The organism is Kitasatospora sp. NPDC059599 (assembly GCF_042735125.1).
GTDB lineage: Bacteria > Actinomycetota > Actinomycetes > Streptomycetales > Streptomycetaceae > Kitasatospora.
In genome coordinates, this window is the sequence record NZ_JBHWCL010000118.1 from 12,624 (window position 1) to 31,178 (window position 18,555).

At 68.8% G+C, this 18,555-nt stretch carries 14 protein-coding genes; 1 reads left to right on the top strand and 13 read right to left on the bottom strand.

Features of this window, described 5'->3' with window-relative positions; all coding sequences use genetic code 11:
• Positions 1-192: 192 nt before the first annotated feature.
• Entirely contained in the window at positions 193-1,911 is a 1,719-nt protein-coding gene (locus ACFV04_RS31725; protein WP_380343785.1) for an ABC transporter family substrate-binding protein, read from the top strand.
• Positions 1,912-1,929: 18 nt separating this feature from the next.
• Here ACFV04_RS31725 and ACFV04_RS31730 read toward each other — a convergent pair whose 3' ends face one another.
• The 13 genes from ACFV04_RS31730 to ACFV04_RS31790 form a co-directional block, all read right to left on the bottom strand.
• Positions 1,930-2,979 (bottom strand): ABC transporter ATP-binding protein, encoded by a 1,050-nt coding sequence (locus ACFV04_RS31730; RefSeq protein ID WP_380343788.1) that lies wholly within the window; start codon positions 2,977-2,979, stop codon positions 1,930-1,932.
• 158 nt (positions 2,980-3,137) lie between these two features.
• Positions 3,138-4,307: an ABC transporter ATP-binding protein gene (locus ACFV04_RS31735; protein WP_380534235.1), complete on the bottom strand. Its 1,170-nt coding sequence runs from the start codon at positions 4,305-4,307 to the stop codon at positions 3,138-3,140.
• Positions 4,297-5,349, bottom strand: coding sequence for an ABC transporter ATP-binding protein (locus tag ACFV04_RS31740; protein ID WP_380534237.1), 1,053 nt, complete (start codon positions 5,347-5,349; stop codon positions 4,297-4,299). Before ACFV04_RS31740 ends, ACFV04_RS31735 begins: the two co-directional genes overlap by 11 nt.
• 16 nt (positions 5,350-5,365) lie before the next feature.
• A complete protein-coding gene (locus ACFV04_RS31745; RefSeq protein WP_380343827.1) occupies positions 5,366-6,280 on the bottom strand; it encodes an ABC transporter permease in 915 nt (304 codons plus the stop codon).
• 76 nt (positions 6,281-6,356) lie between these two features.
• Positions 6,357-7,283 carry an ABC transporter permease gene (locus ACFV04_RS31750; RefSeq protein WP_380343797.1) on the bottom strand — a complete coding sequence of 309 codons (927 nt, stop codon included), beginning with the start codon at positions 7,281-7,283 and terminating at the stop codon, positions 6,357-6,359.
• A gap of 110 nt (positions 7,284-7,393) precedes the next feature.
• Entirely contained in the window at positions 7,394-9,016 is a 1,623-nt protein-coding gene (locus tag ACFV04_RS31755) for an ABC transporter substrate-binding protein (RefSeq protein WP_380343800.1), read from the bottom strand.
• Positions 9,017-9,185: 169 nt separating this feature from the next.
• Positions 9,186-10,202, bottom strand: a complete 1,017-nt coding sequence (locus ACFV04_RS31760) for an ABC transporter ATP-binding protein (RefSeq protein WP_380534239.1) — start codon at positions 10,200-10,202, stop codon at positions 9,186-9,188.
• Complete coding sequence (locus tag ACFV04_RS31765; RefSeq protein ID WP_360260988.1) at positions 10,195-11,244, bottom strand: ABC transporter ATP-binding protein; 1,050 nt, start codon at positions 11,242-11,244, stop codon at positions 10,195-10,197. Before ACFV04_RS31765 ends, ACFV04_RS31760 begins: the two co-directional genes overlap by 8 nt.
• A 19-nt stretch (positions 11,245-11,263) precedes the next feature.
• Positions 11,264-12,208, bottom strand: coding sequence for an ABC transporter permease (locus tag ACFV04_RS31770; protein WP_380343807.1), 945 nt, complete (start codon positions 12,206-12,208; stop codon positions 11,264-11,266).
• The gene (locus ACFV04_RS31775) at positions 12,201-13,127 is read right to left on the bottom strand and encodes an ABC transporter permease (RefSeq protein WP_360260983.1); all 927 of its coding nucleotides are present in this window, start codon (positions 13,125-13,127) and stop codon (positions 12,201-12,203) included. The genes ACFV04_RS31770 and ACFV04_RS31775 overlap by 8 nt, the downstream gene beginning before the upstream one ends.
• A gap of 144 nt (positions 13,128-13,271) precedes the next feature.
• Complete coding sequence (locus ACFV04_RS31780; protein WP_380343810.1) at positions 13,272-14,912, bottom strand: ABC transporter substrate-binding protein; 1,641 nt, start codon at positions 14,910-14,912, stop codon at positions 13,272-13,274.
• A gap of 432 nt (positions 14,913-15,344) precedes the next feature.
• Entirely contained in the window at positions 15,345-17,249 is a 1,905-nt protein-coding gene (gene typA, locus ACFV04_RS31785) for a translational GTPase TypA (RefSeq protein ID WP_360260978.1), read from the bottom strand.
• Positions 17,250-17,708: 459 nt separating this feature from the next.
• A partial coding sequence (locus tag ACFV04_RS31790) for an ABC transporter substrate-binding protein (protein WP_380534243.1) occupies positions 17,709-18,555 on the bottom strand: 847 nt, incomplete at its 5' end.

Here is an 18,555-nt window from a genome sequence, read left to right on the forward strand (position 1 = left end):
TCGGCCTCCGGAACCGCTGGGTTCTACAAAACCCCGGGCTACATCGCGCCCCATTACATGGCGGCCGTCTCACCACCCCCCCCGCGGGGGGGGGGGGGCCCCCTGCGGCCCCGCCCCCCCCACAACTCCCCCTCCCGGTCAGCAAGATGTGACGCCACACCTTCCGCCTCATCCACCCCGGGGAGCACGCCGATGGGCCGCCGCCTCCAGCAGCACGGGACGGCCCTGCTCGCAGGCCTCACCGCCCTCACCCTCTCGCTCGCGCTCTGCTCCTGTGCCTCCGGCCAGGGCGAGACCGGCGCCGACGCACTGCCGTCCGCACCCGCGACGCCCAAGCTCACGTCGGTCGACATCAACCCGCACGACCGCGGACAACTGCGCCAGGGCGGCACCCTGAACCTGGCGATCGCCCAGTTCTCCCGCCAGTGGTCGCCGATCCACACCGACGGCAGCGAGTCCTCGACCATGGCGGTCACCAAGCCGCTGCTGCCGACGTTCTTCCGCTCGGACGCCGCCGGCACCCAGACGGTCAACCCCGCCTACCTGCAGGACGCCCACGCCGAGCTCAAGGACGGCCGGCAGGTGGTCACCTGGACGCTCAACCCGAAGGCCCACTGGTCCGACGGCACCCCGATCACCTGGCGCGACATCGAGGCCAACTGGCGGGCCCTGAACGGCAAGGACCCGGCCTACAAGCCGTCCAGCAGCACCGGCTTCGAGCTGGTCTCCTCGGTCGAGCGCGGCAAGGACGACTTCCAGGCCGTGATGACCTTCGACCGGCCGTTCTCGGAGTGGCAGTCGATGTTCAACGGCGCCGCCAACGCCCCGCTGCTGCCGGCGAGCCGGATCTCCACCCCGGACCTGTTCAACACCGCCTACCTGGACGCGATCCCGGTCACCGCGGGACCGTTCAAGGTCGAGCAGCTCGACCGCGCCGCGCAGACCGTCACCCTGGTCGCCGACCCCGCGTGGTGGGGCGACAAGCCGATGCTGGACCGGGTCGTCTTCCACGCGATGAGCCCCGACGCGATGCCCGCCGCCTTCGCCAAGGGCGCGCTCGACCTCCTCAACAACGGTCCGGACGTGGCCGGTTACCAGGTCATCCGGACCACCAAGGGCGCCGTCGTGCGCCGGGCCGGCGGTCCGGACTTCCGCCAGATCACCCTGAACGCCCGCACCCCCGCGCTGAGCGACGCGACCGTGCGCCAGGCCGTGTTCCAGGCCATCAACCGGGACGCCGTCATCCGCTCCGACCTCAACGGCCTGGACTGGCCCGCGGTCCCGCTCAACAACCACCTGCTGGTCGCCAACCAGAACGGCTACCGCGACAACTCGCTCGGCCTGGCCCGCTACGACCCCGCCGAGGCCGCCCGCAAGCTGGACTCGGCCGGCTGGAAGCTCGACGGCGACGTCCGCAAGAAGGACGGCCACGAACTGAACCTGCGGATGGTCGTCCCGGCCGGCGTCACCCAGGCCCAGACCGAGGCCGCGAACACCGCCAAGATGCTCAAGGACGTCGGGATCAAGGTCAGCACGGTGACCGCCCCCGTCAACGAGTTCTTCGACAAGTACATCAACCGCAACGACTTCGACATCACCGCCTACTCGCTGCTCGGCACCCCGTTCCCGGCCAGCGGCAGCCGCGCCAACTTCGTCCAGAACGGCGGCACCAACCACGTCGGCACGGGCAGCCCGGCGGTCGACACCGCGCTCGACCGGGCCGCCGCCGCGACCGACGCGGCCACCACCTCCGAGGCGATCAACCAGGCCGACGGCGAGCTCTGGAAGGTGGCCGGCGTCCTGCCCCTCTACCAGCGCCCGCAGCTGTACGGAGCCCGCGCCGACCTCGCCAACATCGGCGCGCAGGGCCTGTCCGACATCGTCTGGGAGAACGTCGGCTTCCTGAAGTAGCCGCGGCGGCGGGCGGGCTCAGCCGTGCAGCGTCTCGCGCCAGTAGTGGCAGGCGCTGCGGCGGCCCGCCAGCTCCTCGCCGTGCTCGCCCGCGACCGGCACCAGCGGCGGGAGCTCGCTCCGGCAGCGGTCCTGCGCCCGGTCGCAGCGGGGGTTGAACGCGCAGCCCTCCGGGATCCGCAGCAGGCTCGGCGGCAGGCCCTTGATGGCGTGCAGGTCCTGGCCCTTCTGGTCCAGGCGCGGGATGGAGTCCAGCAGGCCCCGGGTGTACGGGTGCGCCGGGCGCGCGTACAGCTCGTGCACCGGGGCCGCCTCGACGATCCGGCCCGCGTACATCACCGCGATCTTGTCCGCGACGTCGGCGACCACGCCGAGGTCGTGGGTGATCAGGATCAGACCCATGTTGAACTCGCGCTGCAGGTCGGCCAGCAGGTCCATCACCTGGGCCTGCACGGTCACGTCCAGGGCGGTGGTGGGCTCGTCCGCGATGATCAGGTCCGGCTCCAGCGCCAGCGCCATCGCGATCATGATGCGCTGGCGCATGCCCCCCGAGAACTGGTGCGGGAAGTCGCCGACGCGCTGCCGGGCAGCGGGAATGCGCACCCGCTCCATCAGCTCCACGGCCTTCTCCCGGGCCTCCTTGCGGGAGACGCCGTGGTGCACCCGGAACATCTCCCCCAGCTGGTAGCCCACGCTGAGCACCGGGTTGAGGGCGGACAGCGCGTCCTGGAAGATCATCGCGATCCGCCGGCCCCGGACGGCCCGCCGGGCGTTGGCGCTCATGGTCAGCAGGTCCTCGCCGCGGAACAGGATCCGCCCCGCGGTGATCCGCCCCGGCGGCATGTCCAGGATCCCCATGACCGCCTGCGCCGTCACCGACTTTCCCGAACCCGACTCCCCCAGCACCGCCAGCGTCTCGCCGGCCGACACCGCGTAGCTCACCCCGTTGACGGCCTTCGCGACCCCGTCCCGGGTGTGGAACTCCACGTGCAGGTCGTCGACCTCCAGCAGCGGGGTCCCGGGCACCAGGCCCTCCCGGCCGCCGCCGGTCACCTCCACCACGTCCATGTGAGCAGCCCTCCTCAACGCAGCAGCGACCACCGATAGGCGCAGAGCAACTATCAAGGACCGCGCCGTACTTGGCGAGCCCACGGCAGATCACTTTTCCATCACGGGAAAGGGCGCGTCCTCGGATCCGAGGACGCGCCCTGCCCACCGTCGACCCGCTACGGCGTACCGTCCTGCCCGTCCTCCGCACTCGGCTCGATGTCGCGCTCCGCCGCACTCTGTTCGATCTCGCGCTCCGCGGCGCTCTGTTCGATCTCGCGCTCCGCGGCGAAGTGACACGCCGAGTCGTGGACCGCCGCCCCCTTCAGCCAGGTCGGCGAGGCCAGCAGCGGGACCTCGACCTCGCACCGCTGCTGCGCCTTCCAGCAGCGGGTGCGGAAGCGGCAGCCGCTCGGCGGGTTGGCCGGTGAGGGCACGTCCCCGGTGAGCACGATGCGGTCCCGCGACTCGCGGGCCGTCGGGTCCGGCACCGGCACCGCGGAGAGCAGCGCCTGGGTGTACGGGTGGGTGGCGTGGTCGTAGATCTCCGCGTCGCTGCCGACCTCGACCATCCGCCCGAGGTACATCACGCCGACGCGGTCGGAGATGTGCCGGACGATGGAGAGGTCGTGCGCGATGAACATGTACGACAGGTTGAACTCGCCCTGCAGCTGCTCCAGCAGGTTGATCACCTGCGCCTGGACGGACACGTCCAGGGCCGACACGGGCTCGTCGCAGATGATGATCTCGGGCTTGAGTGCCAGCCCCCGGGCGATGCCGATGCGCTGGCGCTGTCCGCCGGAGAACTGGTGCGGATAGCGGTTGATGTACTCCGGGTTGAGCCCGACCACGTCCAGCAGGTCCTGGACGGCCTTGCGGCGGTCGCCCTTGGGTGCCACCTCGGGGTGGATCTCGAACGGCTCCCCGATGATGTCGCCGACCGTCATGCGCGGGTTGAGCGAGGTGTACGGGTCCTGGAACACCATCTGGATGTTCCGGCGGACGGCCTTCAGCGCCGAGCCGGACAGCCGGGAGATCTCCTCCCCCTTGTACCGGACCGAGCCCGCGGTGGCCGGCTCCAGGTTCATCAGCACCTTGGCCAGGGTGGACTTCCCGCAGCCGGACTCGCCGACGATGCCGAGGGTCTCGCCCTGCATCAGGTCGAAGCTGACCCCGTCGACCGCCTTGACGGCGCCGACCTGCTTCTTGAACAGGATGCCCTTGGTCAGCGGGAAGTGCTTGACCAGGTCCCGGACTTCGAGGATCGGCTCACCGCGCGGCACCTCCTGTGCGAAGGCGGCCTCCTCCGGCACCACCGCGCCCAGTGCGCTGGCCCCGTTAACGGTCATGGAGGGTCTCCTTCCAGAAGAAGCAGGCGCTGCCGCGCCCCTCCTGCGGCGTCCCGTCCTCCTCGGTGACCGGGAACAGCTCCGGCACCTCGGCCCGGCAGACGTCCTGCGCGCGCGGGCAGCGCGGGTTGAAGGCACAGCCCGTGGGGATCCGCAGCAGGTTGGGCGGCAGGCCCTTGATGGCGTAGAGCTCCTGGCCCTTCTGGTCCAGCCGGGGGATGGAGTCCAGCAGGCCCCGGGTGTACGGGTGCGCGGGGCGCGCGTACAGGTCGTGCACCGGGGCCGTCTCGACGATGCGGCCGGCGTACATCACGGCGATCTTGTCCGCGACGTCGGCGACCACGCCGAGGTCGTGGGTGATCAGGATCAGGCCCATGTGGAACTCGGCCTGGAGCTCGGCCAGCAGGTCCATCACCTGGGCCTGCACGGTGACGTCCAGGGCGGTGGTGGGCTCGTCCGCGATGATCAGGTCCGGCTCCAGCGCCAGCGCCATCGCGATCATGATGCGCTGGCGCATGCCGCCCGAGAACTGGTGCGGGTAGTCGTTCACCCGCTCCTTGGCCGCCGGGATGCGCACCCGGTCCATCAGCTCGACGGCCTTCTCCTTCGCCTCCTTGCGGGAGACGCTCCGGTGGGCCCGGAACATCTCACCGAGCTGGAAGCCCACCGACAGCACCGGGTTGAGGGCGGACAGCGCGTCCTGGAAGATCATCGCGATCCGTCCGCCGCGGATCCTGCGCCGTTCCTCCTTGCTCATCTTGAGCATGTCCTGGCCCCGGAAGCGGATCTCGCCGCGCGGGATCCGGGCCGGCGGCATGTCCAGGATGCCCATGATCGCCTGCGCGGTCACCGACTTGCCGGAGCCGGACTCGCCCAGCACGGCCAGCGTCTCGCCCGCCGAGACGGAGTAGTTGACCCCGTTGACGGCCCTGGCGACGCCGTCCCTGGTGACGAACTCGACGTGCAGGTCCCGCACGTCGAGCAGCGGCCCCTCGTACGGTGTCCCGCGCTCGCGCTCGGTGGTCTGCGCCGCTGTACCCACGGTGTGCTCCCCTCGCTCAGCGAAGCTTCGGATCGAGGGCGTCGCGCACCGCGTCGCCCATCATGATGAAGGCCAGCACGGTGATGGACAGTGCCGCGGCCGGGAAGAACATCACGTACGGCGCGGTCCGGATCACCTTCTGGGCGGAGGAGATGTCGATGCCCCAGGAGATGGTCGGTTCCTGCAGGCCGATGCCGAGGAAGCTCAGCGTCGCCTCGGTCGCGATGTAGCCGCCGAGCGCGATGGTCGCCACCACGATCACCGGCGCGACCGCGTTCGGCAGGATGTGCCGGACCATCAGCCGCCTGGTCCCGGCCCCGAGCGCCCGGCCCGCCACCACGTAGTCGGACTGTTTGACGGTCAGCACCGCGCCGCGCATGACGCGGGCGATCTGGGTCCAGCCGAGGACGGCCAGCGCGAACACCACGGTCCACACCGTGCGGATGGTGAACGCGTTCAGCAGCACCAGGGCGCCGAGCAGCAGCGGGATGCCGAAGAAGATGTCGACGATCCGGGAGATCACCGCGTCGACGGCTCCGCCGTAGTACCCGGCGACCATGCCGGTCAGCCCGCCGAGCAGGGTGACCGCGGCGGTGACGAAGATGCCGACGGTGATCGAGGCGCGGGCGCCGTAGATCACCCGGGCGTAGATGGACCGGCCCTGCGCGTCGTAGCCGAACCAGCCGGCACCGAAGAAGTCCGTCCAGTCCGGCCGCTTGAGGTAGTCGTGCACCAGGTCGGCCTTGCGCGGGTTGGCGTCCGTGAAGGCCCAGGGGAAGATCGCCATGATCACCAGCAGCAGGATCAGCACCACCGACAGCAGGAAGATCGGCCGTCGGCGCAGGTCCCGCCAGGCGTCGCCCCAGAGGCTGCGGGCCTGTTCCCGCTTCTCCACGTCGGGTTCGACCAGGGTCTCCTGCTCGACCGCCATGCCCTGTTCCCCCGCGAAGTCCAGCCGGTCCACGCCTGGCTTGGGGTGCCGTTCGTACGAGTCCTCGTCGTGGATGTCAGGCATAGCGGATCCTCGGGTCCAGGACCGCGTAGAGCAGGTCGACGAGCAGGCTGGCGACCAGGTAGATGATCACCAGGACGGTCACGATGCCGACCACGGTCGGGCCTTCCTTCTGGTTGATCGCCCGGTACAGGACGTTGCCGATGCCCTGCACGTTGAAGATGCCCTCGGTGACGATCGCCCCGCCCATCAGCGCGCCGAGGTCGGTGCCGAGGAAGGTGACCACCGGGATCAGCGAGTTGCGCAGCAGGTGGCGGGAGATGATGGTCCGCCGGGGCAGTCCCTTGGCGGTCGCGGTCCGGATGTAGTCGGCCCGCAGGTTCTCGCCGATGGAGGTCCGGGTGAGCCGGGCGACGAACGCGAGCGAGAGCGAGCCCAGGACGACCGCCGGCAGGATCAGCTGGGTGAGGTCGTAGCTGTCCTGCACCGTCGGCGTGACCCAGCCCAGGTTGGTGGCGAACACCGTCTGCGCGATGTAGGCCAGCACGAAGACCGGGATCGAGATCACCACCAGGGTCAGGATCAGCACCAGGGTGTCCGCGATGCTGCCGCGCTTCAGCCCGGAGAGCACGCCGAGGGACAGACCCACGACCAGCTCGAAGGCGAAGGCCAGCAGCGCCAGCCGGATGGTGACCGGGAAGGCGTCCGCCATGATGTCGGAGACCGGACGGCCGGTGAAGCTGGTGCCGAAGTCCCCCTGGAAGAGGTTCCCCATGTAGTGCAGGTACTGCTTCCAGAGCGGCTGGTCCAGGTAGTACGTGTGCTTGATGCTCGCGACCACGGTCGGGTCGGCGGCCTTCTCGCCGAACAGCGCGACCACCGGGTCACCCGGCAGCGTGTAGACCATCACGAAGATCAGCAGTGTGGTGCCGAAGAACACCGGGATCATCTGCAGCACCCGTCGCAGCACGTAACTGCCCATCCGAGCCTCCTTCCTAGGTGCCCGGCCGGCCGGGCCGGTCGGCCGGGGTGCCGCGCCCCGCCCTCCGTGCGGGGAGGGCGGGGCCGGCGCGGGGGATCAGGGCCCCGGGATCAGCCCTTGACCTCGACCTGCGTCCAGGCCGGGTTGCCGAAGGAGTCGAACGTCACGTTCTGCACGTTGGTCGAGTAGCCCGAGTTGGTGCGGTAGTACCAGAGCGGGATGGCCGGCATCCCGGTCGCCAGCACCGCCTCGGCCTGCTGGTAGCCGGTCACCGTGTCGGCGACGCTGGGGGCCGCGTCGGCCTGCTGGGACAGCTGGTCGAACTGCGGGTTGCTGTACCCGGTGTCGTTGGAGGCGGCACCGGTGCGGTACACGTCGGCCAGGAAGTTGGCGTTCAGCGGGTAGTCCTGCACCCAGCCGGTGCGGAAGGCGCCGTTGAGCTGGTGCGAGGTGATGGCCTGGCGGGCGGTCTTGAAGTCGGGCTTGGGGTCGCCCAGGCAGTCGACGCCGGTGTTCTGCCGGATCGAGTTGCAGACCGCGTCGACCCACTCCTTGTGGCCGCCGTCCGCGTTGTAGGTGATCAGCACCTTGTTGCCGGGGACGCCGCCGCCCTGCTGGATCAGCTGCTTGGCCTTGGCGACGTCGAAGTTGCAGAAGTCCCCGCAGGTGCCGGCCTTGTAGCCCTCGACGCCCTCGGCGACCCAGGCGCTGGCGGGCGCCCGGGAACCCTGCAGCACGGTCTTGGTGATGGTCGCGCGGTCGATCGCCATCGACAGCCCCTGGCGCACCTGGGCCTTCTCCGGCGCCGCCCAGTCGGCCTGGTAGAGCGTGAAGCCGATGTTCTGGATGGCGCCCTGCGGGGAGTCCACCGCCCGGTCCCCGAGGTCGCTCTTGTACGTCGCCAGCGCGGACGGCGGCACCTGGTCCATCACGTCGAGGTTGTTGGACTGCAGGTCGGCGTAGGCCGCCTCGGACGTGGTGTACATCTTGAAGACGATGCCGCCGTTCTTCGGCTTGTCCACGCCCTTGTAGCCCGGGTAGGACTTGGTGGTCACCTGGCTGTTGTGGGCCCAGCTGACGAACTGGTACGGGCCGTTGCCCACCGGCTTCTGCCCGTACCCGGCCGGGTCGTTGAAGAAGGCGTCCGGCAGCGGCGAGAAGGCGATGTAGCCGAGCTTGTACTCGAAGTACGAGACCTTGTGGTTCAGCTTGACGGTGAAGTGCAGGTCGTCCGTGACGGTCAGCCCGGACATCTTGGTCGCGGTCGGGCTGCCGGTGGCCGGGTGGACGTCCTGGTAGCCCTCGATGTCCGAGAACCAGGAGCTGTTGATCTGGTTGTTCGCCGGGTTGGCGGCCCAGTTCCAGGCGTCGACGAAGTTCTTGGCGTGCACGGGGGTGCCGTCGTGGAACGTCCAGCCGTCGTTCATCGTGACGGTGAAGGTCTGGGAGTCGCTGGTGTCGATCGCGCTCGCGACCTGCATCCGGATCTGGGCGTTGCTGGGGTTGTAGTCGACCAGGCCCTTGAAGAGGTTCTGGATGATGCGACCGCCGCCGACCTCGTTCGCGTTGGCGGGCTGCAGCGGGTTCTGCGGCTCGTTGCTCTGGTAGCTGAAGGTCTTGGTGGAGTCCGACGAGCTGCCGCTGCCTCCGCCGCCGCTGCTGCACCCGGTGGCCACCAGGGCCACGGACGTCGCAACGGCGAGGACCCAACGAGCACGGGCGGCTACGGGCATGGAGGTCCCTCCTCATGGTGTGTGTCGCATCACACCCCATGAGAAGCGCGCCCCGGCGACGGCGCGAGCCGGGTGCACCCGGACGGGTGCCGTGACCCCCTGCGGAGTTGACGCAACGACGGAAGGGCCCGTGGCGGGAAGCCACGGGCCCTTCCGGGGAGAGCGGGGATCAGGCCGCTGCCTGCGCCCGGACCTCGGGGAAGTGGCAGGCCGTGTCGTGCGCGGCCGCGCCCTTCAGCACCGTGGGCACCGCGAGCAGCGGGGTCTCCTCGGAGCAGCGGTCCTCCGCCTTCCAGCAGCGGGTGCGGAAGCGGCAGCCGGACGGCGGGTTGGCCGGCGAGGGGATGTCACCGGTCAGGATGATCCGGTCACGGGACTCGCGGGCCGACGGGTCCGGCACCGGCACCGCGGAGAGCAGCGCCTGGGTGTACGGGTGGGTGGCGTTGTCGTAGATCTGCTCGTCGGTGCCGATCTCGACCATCTTGCCCAGGTACATCACGCCGACGCGGTCGGAGATGTGCCGGACGATGGAGAGGTCGTGCGCGATGAACATGTACGACAGCTCGAACTCGCTCTGCAGTTGCTCCAGCAGGTTGATCACCTGAGCCTGGACGGACACGTCCAGGGCGGAGACCGGCTCGTCGCAGATGATGATCTCGGGCTTGAGCGCGAGGCCGCGGGCGATGCCGATGCGCTGGCGCTGACCGCCGGAGAACTGGTGCGGGTACCGGTTGATGTACTCCGGGTTCAGACCCACGACGTCCAGCAGGTCCTGGACGGCCTTGCGGCGGTCGCCCTTGGGCGCCACCTCGGGGTGGATCTCGAACGGCTCACCGATGATGTCGCCGACCGTCATGCGCGGGTTCAGCGAGGTGTACGGGTCCTGGAACACCATCTGGATGTTCCGGCGGACGGCCTTGAGCGCCGCACCGGACAGCTGGGAGATGTCCTCGCCCTTGAACAGCACCTGGCCGGAGGTGGCCCGCTCCAGGTTCATCAGCACCTTGGCCAGCGTGGACTTGCCACAGCCGGACTCGCCGACGATGCCGAGGGTCTCACCCTTCTTGAGCTCGAAGGAGATGCCGTCGACCGCCTTGACGGCGCCGACCTGCTTCTTGAACAGGACGCCCTGGGTCAGCGGGTAGTGCTTGACCAGGTCCTTGACCTCCAGGATGTTCTCAGCCATGGAGGGTCTCCTTCCAAAGGTGGCACGCGCTGCGGCGGCCGGTGAGCTCCTTGCCGTCCTTGTCGGTCACGTGGTGCAGCGCCGGGATCTCGGTGCGGCACAGGTCGGTGGCGACGTCGCAGCGGGGGTTGAACGCGCAGCCGGCCGGGACCTTCAGCAGGTTCGGGGGGAGGCCCTTGATCGCGTACAGCTCCTGGCCCTTCTGGTCCAGGCGCGGGATGGAGCGGAGCAGGCCCTTGGTGTACGGGTGCGCGGGGTTCGCGTACAGCTCGTGCACCGGGGCGGTCTCCACGATCCGGCCCGCGTACATCACGGCGATCTTGTCCGCGACGTCGGCGACCACGCCGAGGTCGTGGGTGATCAGGATCAGACCCATGTTGTACTCGGCCTGGAGCTCGGCCAGCAGGTCCATCACCTGGGCCTGGACGGTGACGTCCAGGGCGGTGGTGGGCTCGTCCGCGATGATCAGGTCGGGCTGCAGGGAGAGCGCCATGGCGATCATGATGCGCTGGCGCATACCGCCGGAGAACTGGTGCGGGTAGTCGTTCACCCGCTGCCGGGCGGCGGGGATGCGCACCCGGTCCATCAGCTCGATGGCCTTCTCCTTCGCCTCCTTCTTGGAGGCGCCCTGGTGCACCCGGAACATCTCGCCGAGCTGGTAGCCGACGCTGAGCACGGGGTTGAGGGCGGAGAGCGCGTCCTGGAAGATCATCGCGATCTTCTGGCCGCGGATCTTCCGGCGGTCCTCGTTGCTCATCGTGAGCATGTCCTGGCCGCGGAACAGGATCTGGCCCTGGGTCACCTTGCCCGGGGGCATGTCCAGGATGCCCATGATGGTCTGCGCCGTCACGGACTTGCCGGAGCCGGACTCACCGAGCACGGCGAGCGTCTCGCCCGCCGCGACGGAGTAGTTGACTCCGTTCACGGCCTTGGCGATGCCGTCCCGGGTGTGGAACTCCACGTGGAGGTCCTTGACCTCCAGGAGCGGGGTTCCGACTTCGAGACGATCGTTCTTCTGGTTGTTCTCGATCACGGTGGTCATCGGGTCGTCACCTCTTCTCTCAGCGGAGCTTCGGGTCGAGGGCGTCGCGCACCGCGTCGCCGAGCATGATGAACGCCAGCACGGTAAGGCTCAGCATTCCGGCGGGGAAGAACAGGGCGAACGGGGCCGTACGGATCACCTTCTGGGCCGAGTTGATGTCGATGCCCCAGGAGATGGTCGGGTCCTGCAGACCGATGCCGAGGAAGCTCAGCGTCGCCTCGGTGGCGATGTAGCCGCCGAGCGCGATGGTGGCGACGACGATCACCGGGGCGATCGCGTTCGGCAGGATGTGCTTGAGCAGGATCCGGCTGGTGCCGGCGCCGAGCGCCTTGGCCGCGGTCACGAAGTCGGCCTGCTTGACCGTGATGACCGAGCCGCGCATGACACGGGTCATCTGGGTCCAGCCCAGGGCGACCAGCGCGAAGACCACGCTCCAGATCGTGCGCGAGGTGAAGGCGTTGAGGATCACCAGCGAGCCGAGCAGCAGCGGGATGCCGAAGAAGATGTCGGTGATCCGGGAGATGATCGTGTCGGTCCAGCCGCCGAAGTAGCCGGCGAGCATACCGGTGATGCCACCGAGGATGGTCACACCGAAGGTGACGCAGATGCCGACCACGACCGAGGCGCGGGCGCCGTAGATGACGCGGGCGTAGATGCTGCGGCCCTGGAGGTCGTAGCCGAACCAGTCAGCCTGGAAGAGGTGGCTGTAGTTCGGCTTCGTCAGGTAGTGGTTGCGCAGGTCGCCGGCGCGCGGGTCCACCGAGGTGAACAGGCCCGGGGCGATCGCGATGACGATCAGCAGCAGGATCAGCAGCGCGGAGATCACGAAGATCGGCTTGCGGCGCAGGTCGTGCCAGGCGTCGGAGCCGAGGCTGCGGGCCTTCTCCTGCTTGGGCGCCGGGACGTCCGCGGTGCGCTGGGCCGGGATGTCCCCGGCGGTCTTCTTCTCGGTCAGGTCAGGCATACCGGATCCTCGGGTCCAGGACCGCGTAAAGCAGGTCGACGATCAGGCCGGCGGCCAGGTAAACGAGCACCAGGAAGGCGACGAAGCCGGAGACGGTCGCGCCCTCCTTCATGTTGATCGCCTGGTAGAGCGCGTGGCCGACACCCTTGACGTTGAAGATGCCTTCGGTGACGATCGCGCCGCCCATCAGGGCGCCCAGGTCGGTACCGAGGAAGGTGACCACCGGGATCATCGAGTTGCGCAGCAGGTGGGTGCCGATGACCTTCCGGCGCGGCAGGCCCTTGGCCACCGCGGTCCGGACGTAGTCGGCCTTGATGTTCTCGGCTATGGAGGTACGGGTGAGACGCGCGACGTAGGCCAGCGAGAGCGAGCCGAGCACGATGGCCGGCAGCACCAGCTGGGTGATGTCGTTGCTGTCCTGCACGGTCGGGGTGACCCACTTGAGGTTCTGCCCGAAGACCGTCTGGAAGACGAAGCCCAGGACCGGGACCGGGATCGAGATCAGCAGCAGGGTGAGGACCAGCGCGCCCTTGTCGAACGCCTTGCCGCGGCGCAGACCGGCGAACAGGCCGATGCCGATGCCCAGCACGATCTCGATGGCGAACGCGAACAGCGCCAGCCGGACCGTGACCGGCAGTGCCTCGGTGATCTTGTCGAGGACCGGTCGGCCGTCCAGTGCGGTACCGAAGTCGCCGGTGAACAGCTTCCCCATGTAGGAGAAGTACTGCTGCAGCAGCGGCTTGTCGAGTCCCTGCTGGTGCTTCAGGGCGGCGAGCTGCACCGGGTCCGGCGCCTTGTCGCCCCACAACGCTGCCAGCGGGTCACCGGGCAGCAAGTGCACCATGAAAAAGATGAGTGCGGTCGTTCCGAGGAACACCGGAATCATCTGGAGCAGTCGCCTCGCGACAAAGCGCCCCATCGTGCCTCCATGTATGACTCTGCCGGGCCCGTCAACCCGGCAAGAGATAAGTCGGCGTGCCAACGGCCGGTGCCAGTCCTCGCCCTTGTGGGGATGGGACGGGCACCGGCCGTTGTCACCGGGTCAGGCGGTGCCGACCGATTACTACTTCTTGACCTCGACGTCGGTGTAGACCGGGTCGCCGAAGGAGTTGAACTTGACGTTCTGGACCTTGTTCGAGAAGCCCGAGTTCGTCTTGTAGTACCAGAGCGGGATGGCCGGCATGTCCTTGGCCAGCTGCTCCTCGGCCTTCTCGTACAGCTCCGCGGTCTTCTCGACCGAGGTGGCCGCGTCGGCGTCGTGGGCCAGCTTGTCGAAGTCGGGGCTCGAGTAGCCGGCGTCGTTGGCGGCGGCACCGGTGCCGTAGACGTCGCGCAGGAAGTTGGCGTTCAGCGGGTAGTCCTGCACCCAGCCGGTACGCATCATGCTCGGGACGGCCTTCTTGGTGACGATGTCACGGGCCGTCTTGAAGTCCGGCTTCGGGTCACCGAGGCACTCGACGCCGGTCGCCTGGCGGATCGAGTTGCAGACCGCGTCCACCCACTCCTTGTGGCCACCGTCGGAGTTGTACAGGATGGTGATCTTGCCGCCGGGGACGCCGCCACCCTCGGTGATCAGCTGCTTGGCCTTCTCCGGGTTGTACTTGCAGGCGTCGCCGCAGGTGCCGGCCTTGTAGCCCATGACGCCGGGCGCCACGAACGAGTCGGCGGGCTGACGGCTGTTGTTCAGCACGGTCTTGGTGATGGTGTCGCGGTCGATCGCCATCGAGAGGCCCTGGCGGACCTTGGCCTTGTCCTGGCCGCTCCACTCCGCGTTGTACAGCGCGAAGGAGATGTTCTGGATGGCACCCTGCGCCTGGTCGACGGCGCGCTTGCCCAGGTCGTCCTTGTACTTCGGCAGGTCGGTCGAGTCGACCTGGTCCAGCACGTCCAGCGTGTCGGACATCAGGTCCTTGTACGCGGCCTCGGGCGAGGTGTAGTTGCGGAAGACGATTCCGCCGTTCTTCGCCTTGTTGGTGCCCGAGTACTTGTCGTACGCGGCCAGCGTGACGGCCTTGTTGTGCTCCCACGAGACGAACTTGTAGGGGCCGTTGCCGATCGGCTTCTGGCCGTAGCCGTCCGGGTCCGCGAAGAAGCCCTCGGGCAGCGGGAAGAAGGCCGAGTAGCCGAGCTTGTACGTGAAGTACGAGACGGGGCTGGTCAGTTCGATGGTGAAGTGCGTGTCATCGATGACCTTGAGGCCGGACATCTCCTTGGCCGTCGGGGCGCCCTTGTCCTTGTCCGGGTGCACCGCGTCGTAGCCGACGATGTCCGAGAACCAGTCCGAGTTGATCTGGTTGTTGGCCGGGTTGGCCGACCAGTTCCAGGACTTGACGAACGAGTTGGCCGTGACCGGGGTACCGTCGTGGAAGGTCCAGCCGGACTTCAGGGTGACGGTGTAGGTCTTGGCGTCGGTGGTCTCGATCTTGTCGGCCACCTGGTTGCGCAGGGCACCGGTCGCGGGGTCGTAGTCGACAAGGCCCGTGAAGAGCTGCTTGACGATACGGCCGCCCTGGTTCTCCATGGCGTTCGCCGGCTGCAGCGGACGCTGCGGCTCGGCGCTCTGGTAGCTGAAGACGCCCTGGGCGTTGACCGCACCATCGGAGCTGCCCCCGCTGGAGGAGTCGCTGCTGCTGCTACAAGCAGTCGCGGCAAGGGCGACCGCAACAGCTGCGACAACCCACTTGGCCTGGCTCCCACCACGCATCGGTGTGCCTCCTGAATTCGACGTTGCAACGAGGAGAGCACCGCGGAACGGTTGTCACCGAAACCCGCTGTGCCGTCCGCGCTCGTGGTTTCGGCGCGCACCCCTGCGCGTTCACCCTTGACCCGAGCCTGACTGCACCCACTATCCGTCACGCACGGACACGAAAGTGACCAGTGACGATCTCAATTAGGTCACATGAACAGTCGGTAAGTTTCGAAAACCGGACATTTGAGACATAGCCAGACAGGTACCAAACGGACAGTCGTCATGCATGACGAACCGTGGTGTCCGCTCAGCGGACACCCGGGTGTGATGAGCGCTATTCGGTTAATAGCGGCCCCGACAACTTGGAGTAGTTGAAAAAGTTCGCCCCCCTCTCCAATGGAAAGGGGGGCGAATCATTCCGGCCAATGGCCGTTCAGTGCGTCCGGATCACGCCTTCTTGGCGCGCGAGGCAGTGCGTCCGCGGTCCTTCTGGTCCAGGACGACCTTACGGATGCGAACCGTCTCCGGGGTCACCTCGATGCACTCGTCCTCGCGGCAGAACTCCAGCGACTGCTCCAGGGAGAGCTTGCGCGGCGGGACGATCGACTCGGCCACGTCAGCGTTCGAGGAACGCATGTTGGTGAGCTTCTTCTCCTTGGTGATGTTCACGTCCATGTCGTCGGCGCGCGAGTTCTCGCCGACGATCATGCCCTCGTACACCTCGGTGCCCGGCTCGCAGAAGAGCACGCCGCGCTCCTGCAGGTTGGTCATCGCGAAGGCGGTCACCACACCGGCGCGGTCGGCGACCAGCGAGCCGTTGTTGCGGGTGGTCAGCTGGCCGAACCACGGCTCGTGGCCCTCGTGGATCGAGTGCGCGATGCCGGTGCCGCGGGTGTTGGTCAGGAACTCGGTGCGGAAGCCGATCAGGCCGCGGGACGGCACGACGAACTCCATCCGGACCCAGCCCGAGCCGTGGTTGGACATGTTGTCCATCCGGCCCTTGCGGATGCCCATGAGCTGCGTCACGGCGCCCATGTGCTCCTCCGGCACGTCCACGGTCAGTCGCTCGACCGGCTCGTGGGTCTTGCCGTTGACCTCCTTGGTGACCACCTGCGGCTTGCCGACGGTCAGCTCGAAGCCCTCGCGGCGCATGGTCTCGATCAGGATGGCCAGCGCCAGCTCACCGCGGCCCTGCACCTCCCAGGCGTCCGGGCGCTCGGTGTCCAGGACGCGCAGCGAGACGTTACCGATCAGCTCGCGGTCCAGGCGGTCCTTCACCTGGCGGGCGGTGACCTTGCGGTCGACCTTGGCGCCGGACTTCGCGTCCGCGCCCTTGCCGCTGCCGCCACGGCCGACCAGCGGCGAGGTGTTGGTGCCGATGGTCATCGAGATGGCCGGCTCGTCCACCGTGATCAGCGGCAGCGCGATCGGGTTCTCCGGGTCGGCGAGGGTCTCACCGATCATGATCTCGGAGATGCCGGCGACGGCGCAGATGTCACCCGGGCCCGCCACCTCGGCCGGCTTGCGGGTGAGCGCCTCGGTCATCAGCAGCTCGGAGATGCGGACGTTCGAGATGGAGCCGTCGCGCTTGATCCAGGCCACGGTCTGGCCCTTGCGCAGCTCGCCCTGCTCGACGCGCAGCAGCGCGATGCGGCCGAGGAAGTTGTCGGCGTCCAGGTTGGTGACGTGGGCCTGGAGCGGCGCGTCCGCGTCGTAGCTCGGGGCCGGGACGTGCTCCAGCAGGGTGGAGAAGAACGGCTCCAGGCTGGTGCTGTCGGCCGGGACGGTGCCGTTCTCCGGCTTGGTCAGCGAGGCGACGCCGTCACGGGCACAGGCGTAGACGATCGGGAACTCGATCTGGTCCTCGTCCGCGTCCAGGTCCAGGAACAGGTCGTAGGTCTCGTTGATGACCTCGTCGATCCGGGAGTCCGGGCGGTCCGTCTTGTTGATGCAGAGGATGACGGGCAGCCGCGCGGTGAGCGCCTTGCGCAGCACGAAGCGGGTCTGCGGCAGCGGGCCCTCGGAGGCGTCGACCAGCAGGACGACCGCGTCGACCATCGACAGACCGCGCTCGACCTCGCCACCGAAGTCGGCGTGGCCCGGGGTGTCGATGATGTTGATGGTGATCGGCGCGCCACCATCCTTCGGGTGGTATTTGACCGCCGTGTTCTTCGCGAGAATGGTGATGCCCTTCTCGCGCTCCAGGTCGTTCGAGTCCATCATGCGGTCGTCGAGCTGCTGGTGGGCGGCGAAGGCGCCGGCCTGCTTCAGCATGGCGTCGACCAGCGTGGTCTTGCCGTGGTCGACGTGGGCGACGATGGCGACGTTACGGATGTCGTTGCGCGTGGGCATGCCTTGCTGATTCTCCCGGAATCGTGGGTTGCGGCGCCCGGCTGCGTGACGCGCACTTGCGATCCCTGTCGATCGCCGCCGCCCGTTCCGCCTGCTACTACCGGTCCACCCGCCGGGCAATGGACATGCCTCGGCTTCCTCCTATCGTACGGGGAAGGGCCCAGGTGGGCGGAAACGAGCAGGTCGGGCGGGATCAAGATCACAGGTGGGTCACACGCTCTTCACCCGAAGTTCCGGCTCCGTCAGGCTTCGCCCCGTGATCGAAAGACTCCGGGCCCGGCTGAGCCGGCCCCTCCACGTCGCCGGCGCCCTCGCCCTGCTCTGGGCGCTCCTGCGGGGGCTCCCGGTACCGACCGCCGTCGGCTGCGTGCTCGGCTTCCTGATCGGCCGGGCCCCGCTGACCGACCTCTGGTTCCTGCTGACCCACCGGCTCACCGGGGTCCGGCGGGAGGCCCGGACTCAGGACGCCCCGACCCACCCCAGGTCCTGGAAGCGCGGCCAGCCGAAGCCGAACGCTCCCGCGCCCGCGACGTCCGTCCGGACGCCGACCAGCTCGGGGCGCTGGTAGAGCGGCACCGAGTGCCCGAGCTGCCAGATCCGGGCGTCGGCCTCCTGGAGCAGGTCCAGCCGGGCCGCGGGGTCCAGTTCGGCGCCGGCCCGGTCGAACAGTCGGTCGATCTCCTCGGTGCCGCTGCGGCCGTAGTTGGTGCCGGCGACGAGCGCGCCGTCGGCGTCGGGCCGGGGCTTGGCGTAGGCGGGGCGCTGTTCGCTCGCCGGGCTGGGGCCGGCCGGCCAGGAGAAGAGCGCGAGGTCGTAGTCCCCGGTGGCCAGGTGGTCCCGGACGAAGGTCTCGGCAGGCGCGGTCACCGGCTTCAGCGCGATCCCGTTCTCCGCAAGGTCGGCGGTGAGCGCGTCGGCGGTGCGCTTGGCGGTCGCCGACCCGGCCGGGACGAGCAGGGTGAGGGCGAGCTCCTTCCCGCCCTTGGTCCGGGTGCCCCGGCCGCCGGGTCGTTTCCAGCCCGCCCCGTCCAGCAGCCGGACCGCGTCCGCCGGGCCGGCCGCCGCGCTGTTGTCCCGGTAGCCCTCCTGGTCCCCGGCGAGGAGGTGGTTGCCGAGCGGCGCGCCGGGCAGGCCGAGCGGGGCGAGCGCGGCCTCGGCGATCCTGCGCCGGTCGACGGCCCGGCCGAGGGCGCGCCGTACGGCCGGGTCGGTGAGCGGGCCGCGGGCGGCGTTGACGGTGAGCTGGGTGAGCGAGGCGGCGGCCGCCCGGTGCACGGTGACGCCGGGCAGCGACTCGGCCCGCCGC

Coding starts and splice junctions, on each gene's coding strand:
- ACFV04_RS31725 (WP_380343785.1), top strand. CDS start 193: ATGGGCCGCCGCCTCCAGCAGCACGGGACGGCCCTGCTCGCAGGCCTC.
- ACFV04_RS31730 (WP_380343788.1), bottom strand. CDS start 2,979: ATGGACGTGGTGGAGGTGACCGGCGGCGGCCGGGAGGGCCTGGTGCCC.
- ACFV04_RS31735 (WP_380534235.1), bottom strand. CDS start 4,307: ATGACCGTTAACGGGGCCAGCGCACTGGGCGCGGTGGTGCCGGAGGAG.
- ACFV04_RS31745 (WP_380343827.1), bottom strand. CDS start 6,280: ATGGCGGTCGAGCAGGAGACCCTGGTCGAACCCGACGTGGAGAAGCGG.
- ACFV04_RS31750 (WP_380343797.1), bottom strand. CDS start 7,283: ATGGGCAGTTACGTGCTGCGACGGGTGCTGCAGATGATCCCGGTGTTC.
- ACFV04_RS31755 (WP_380343800.1), bottom strand. CDS start 9,016: ATGCCCGTAGCCGCCCGTGCTCGTTGGGTCCTCGCCGTTGCGACGTCC.
- ACFV04_RS31760 (WP_380534239.1), bottom strand. CDS start 10,202: ATGGCTGAGAACATCCTGGAGGTCAAGGACCTGGTCAAGCACTACCCG.
- ACFV04_RS31765 (WP_360260988.1), bottom strand. CDS start 11,244: ATGACCACCGTGATCGAGAACAACCAGAAGAACGATCGTCTCGAAGTC.
- ACFV04_RS31770 (WP_380343807.1), bottom strand. CDS start 12,208: ATGCCTGACCTGACCGAGAAGAAGACCGCCGGGGACATCCCGGCCCAG.
- ACFV04_RS31775 (WP_360260983.1), bottom strand. CDS start 13,127: ATGGGGCGCTTTGTCGCGAGGCGACTGCTCCAGATGATTCCGGTGTTC.
- ACFV04_RS31780 (WP_380343810.1), bottom strand. CDS start 14,912: ATGCGTGGTGGGAGCCAGGCCAAGTGGGTTGTCGCAGCTGTTGCGGTC.
- typA (WP_360260978.1), bottom strand. CDS start 17,249: ATGCCCACGCGCAACGACATCCGTAACGTCGCCATCGTCGCCCACGTC.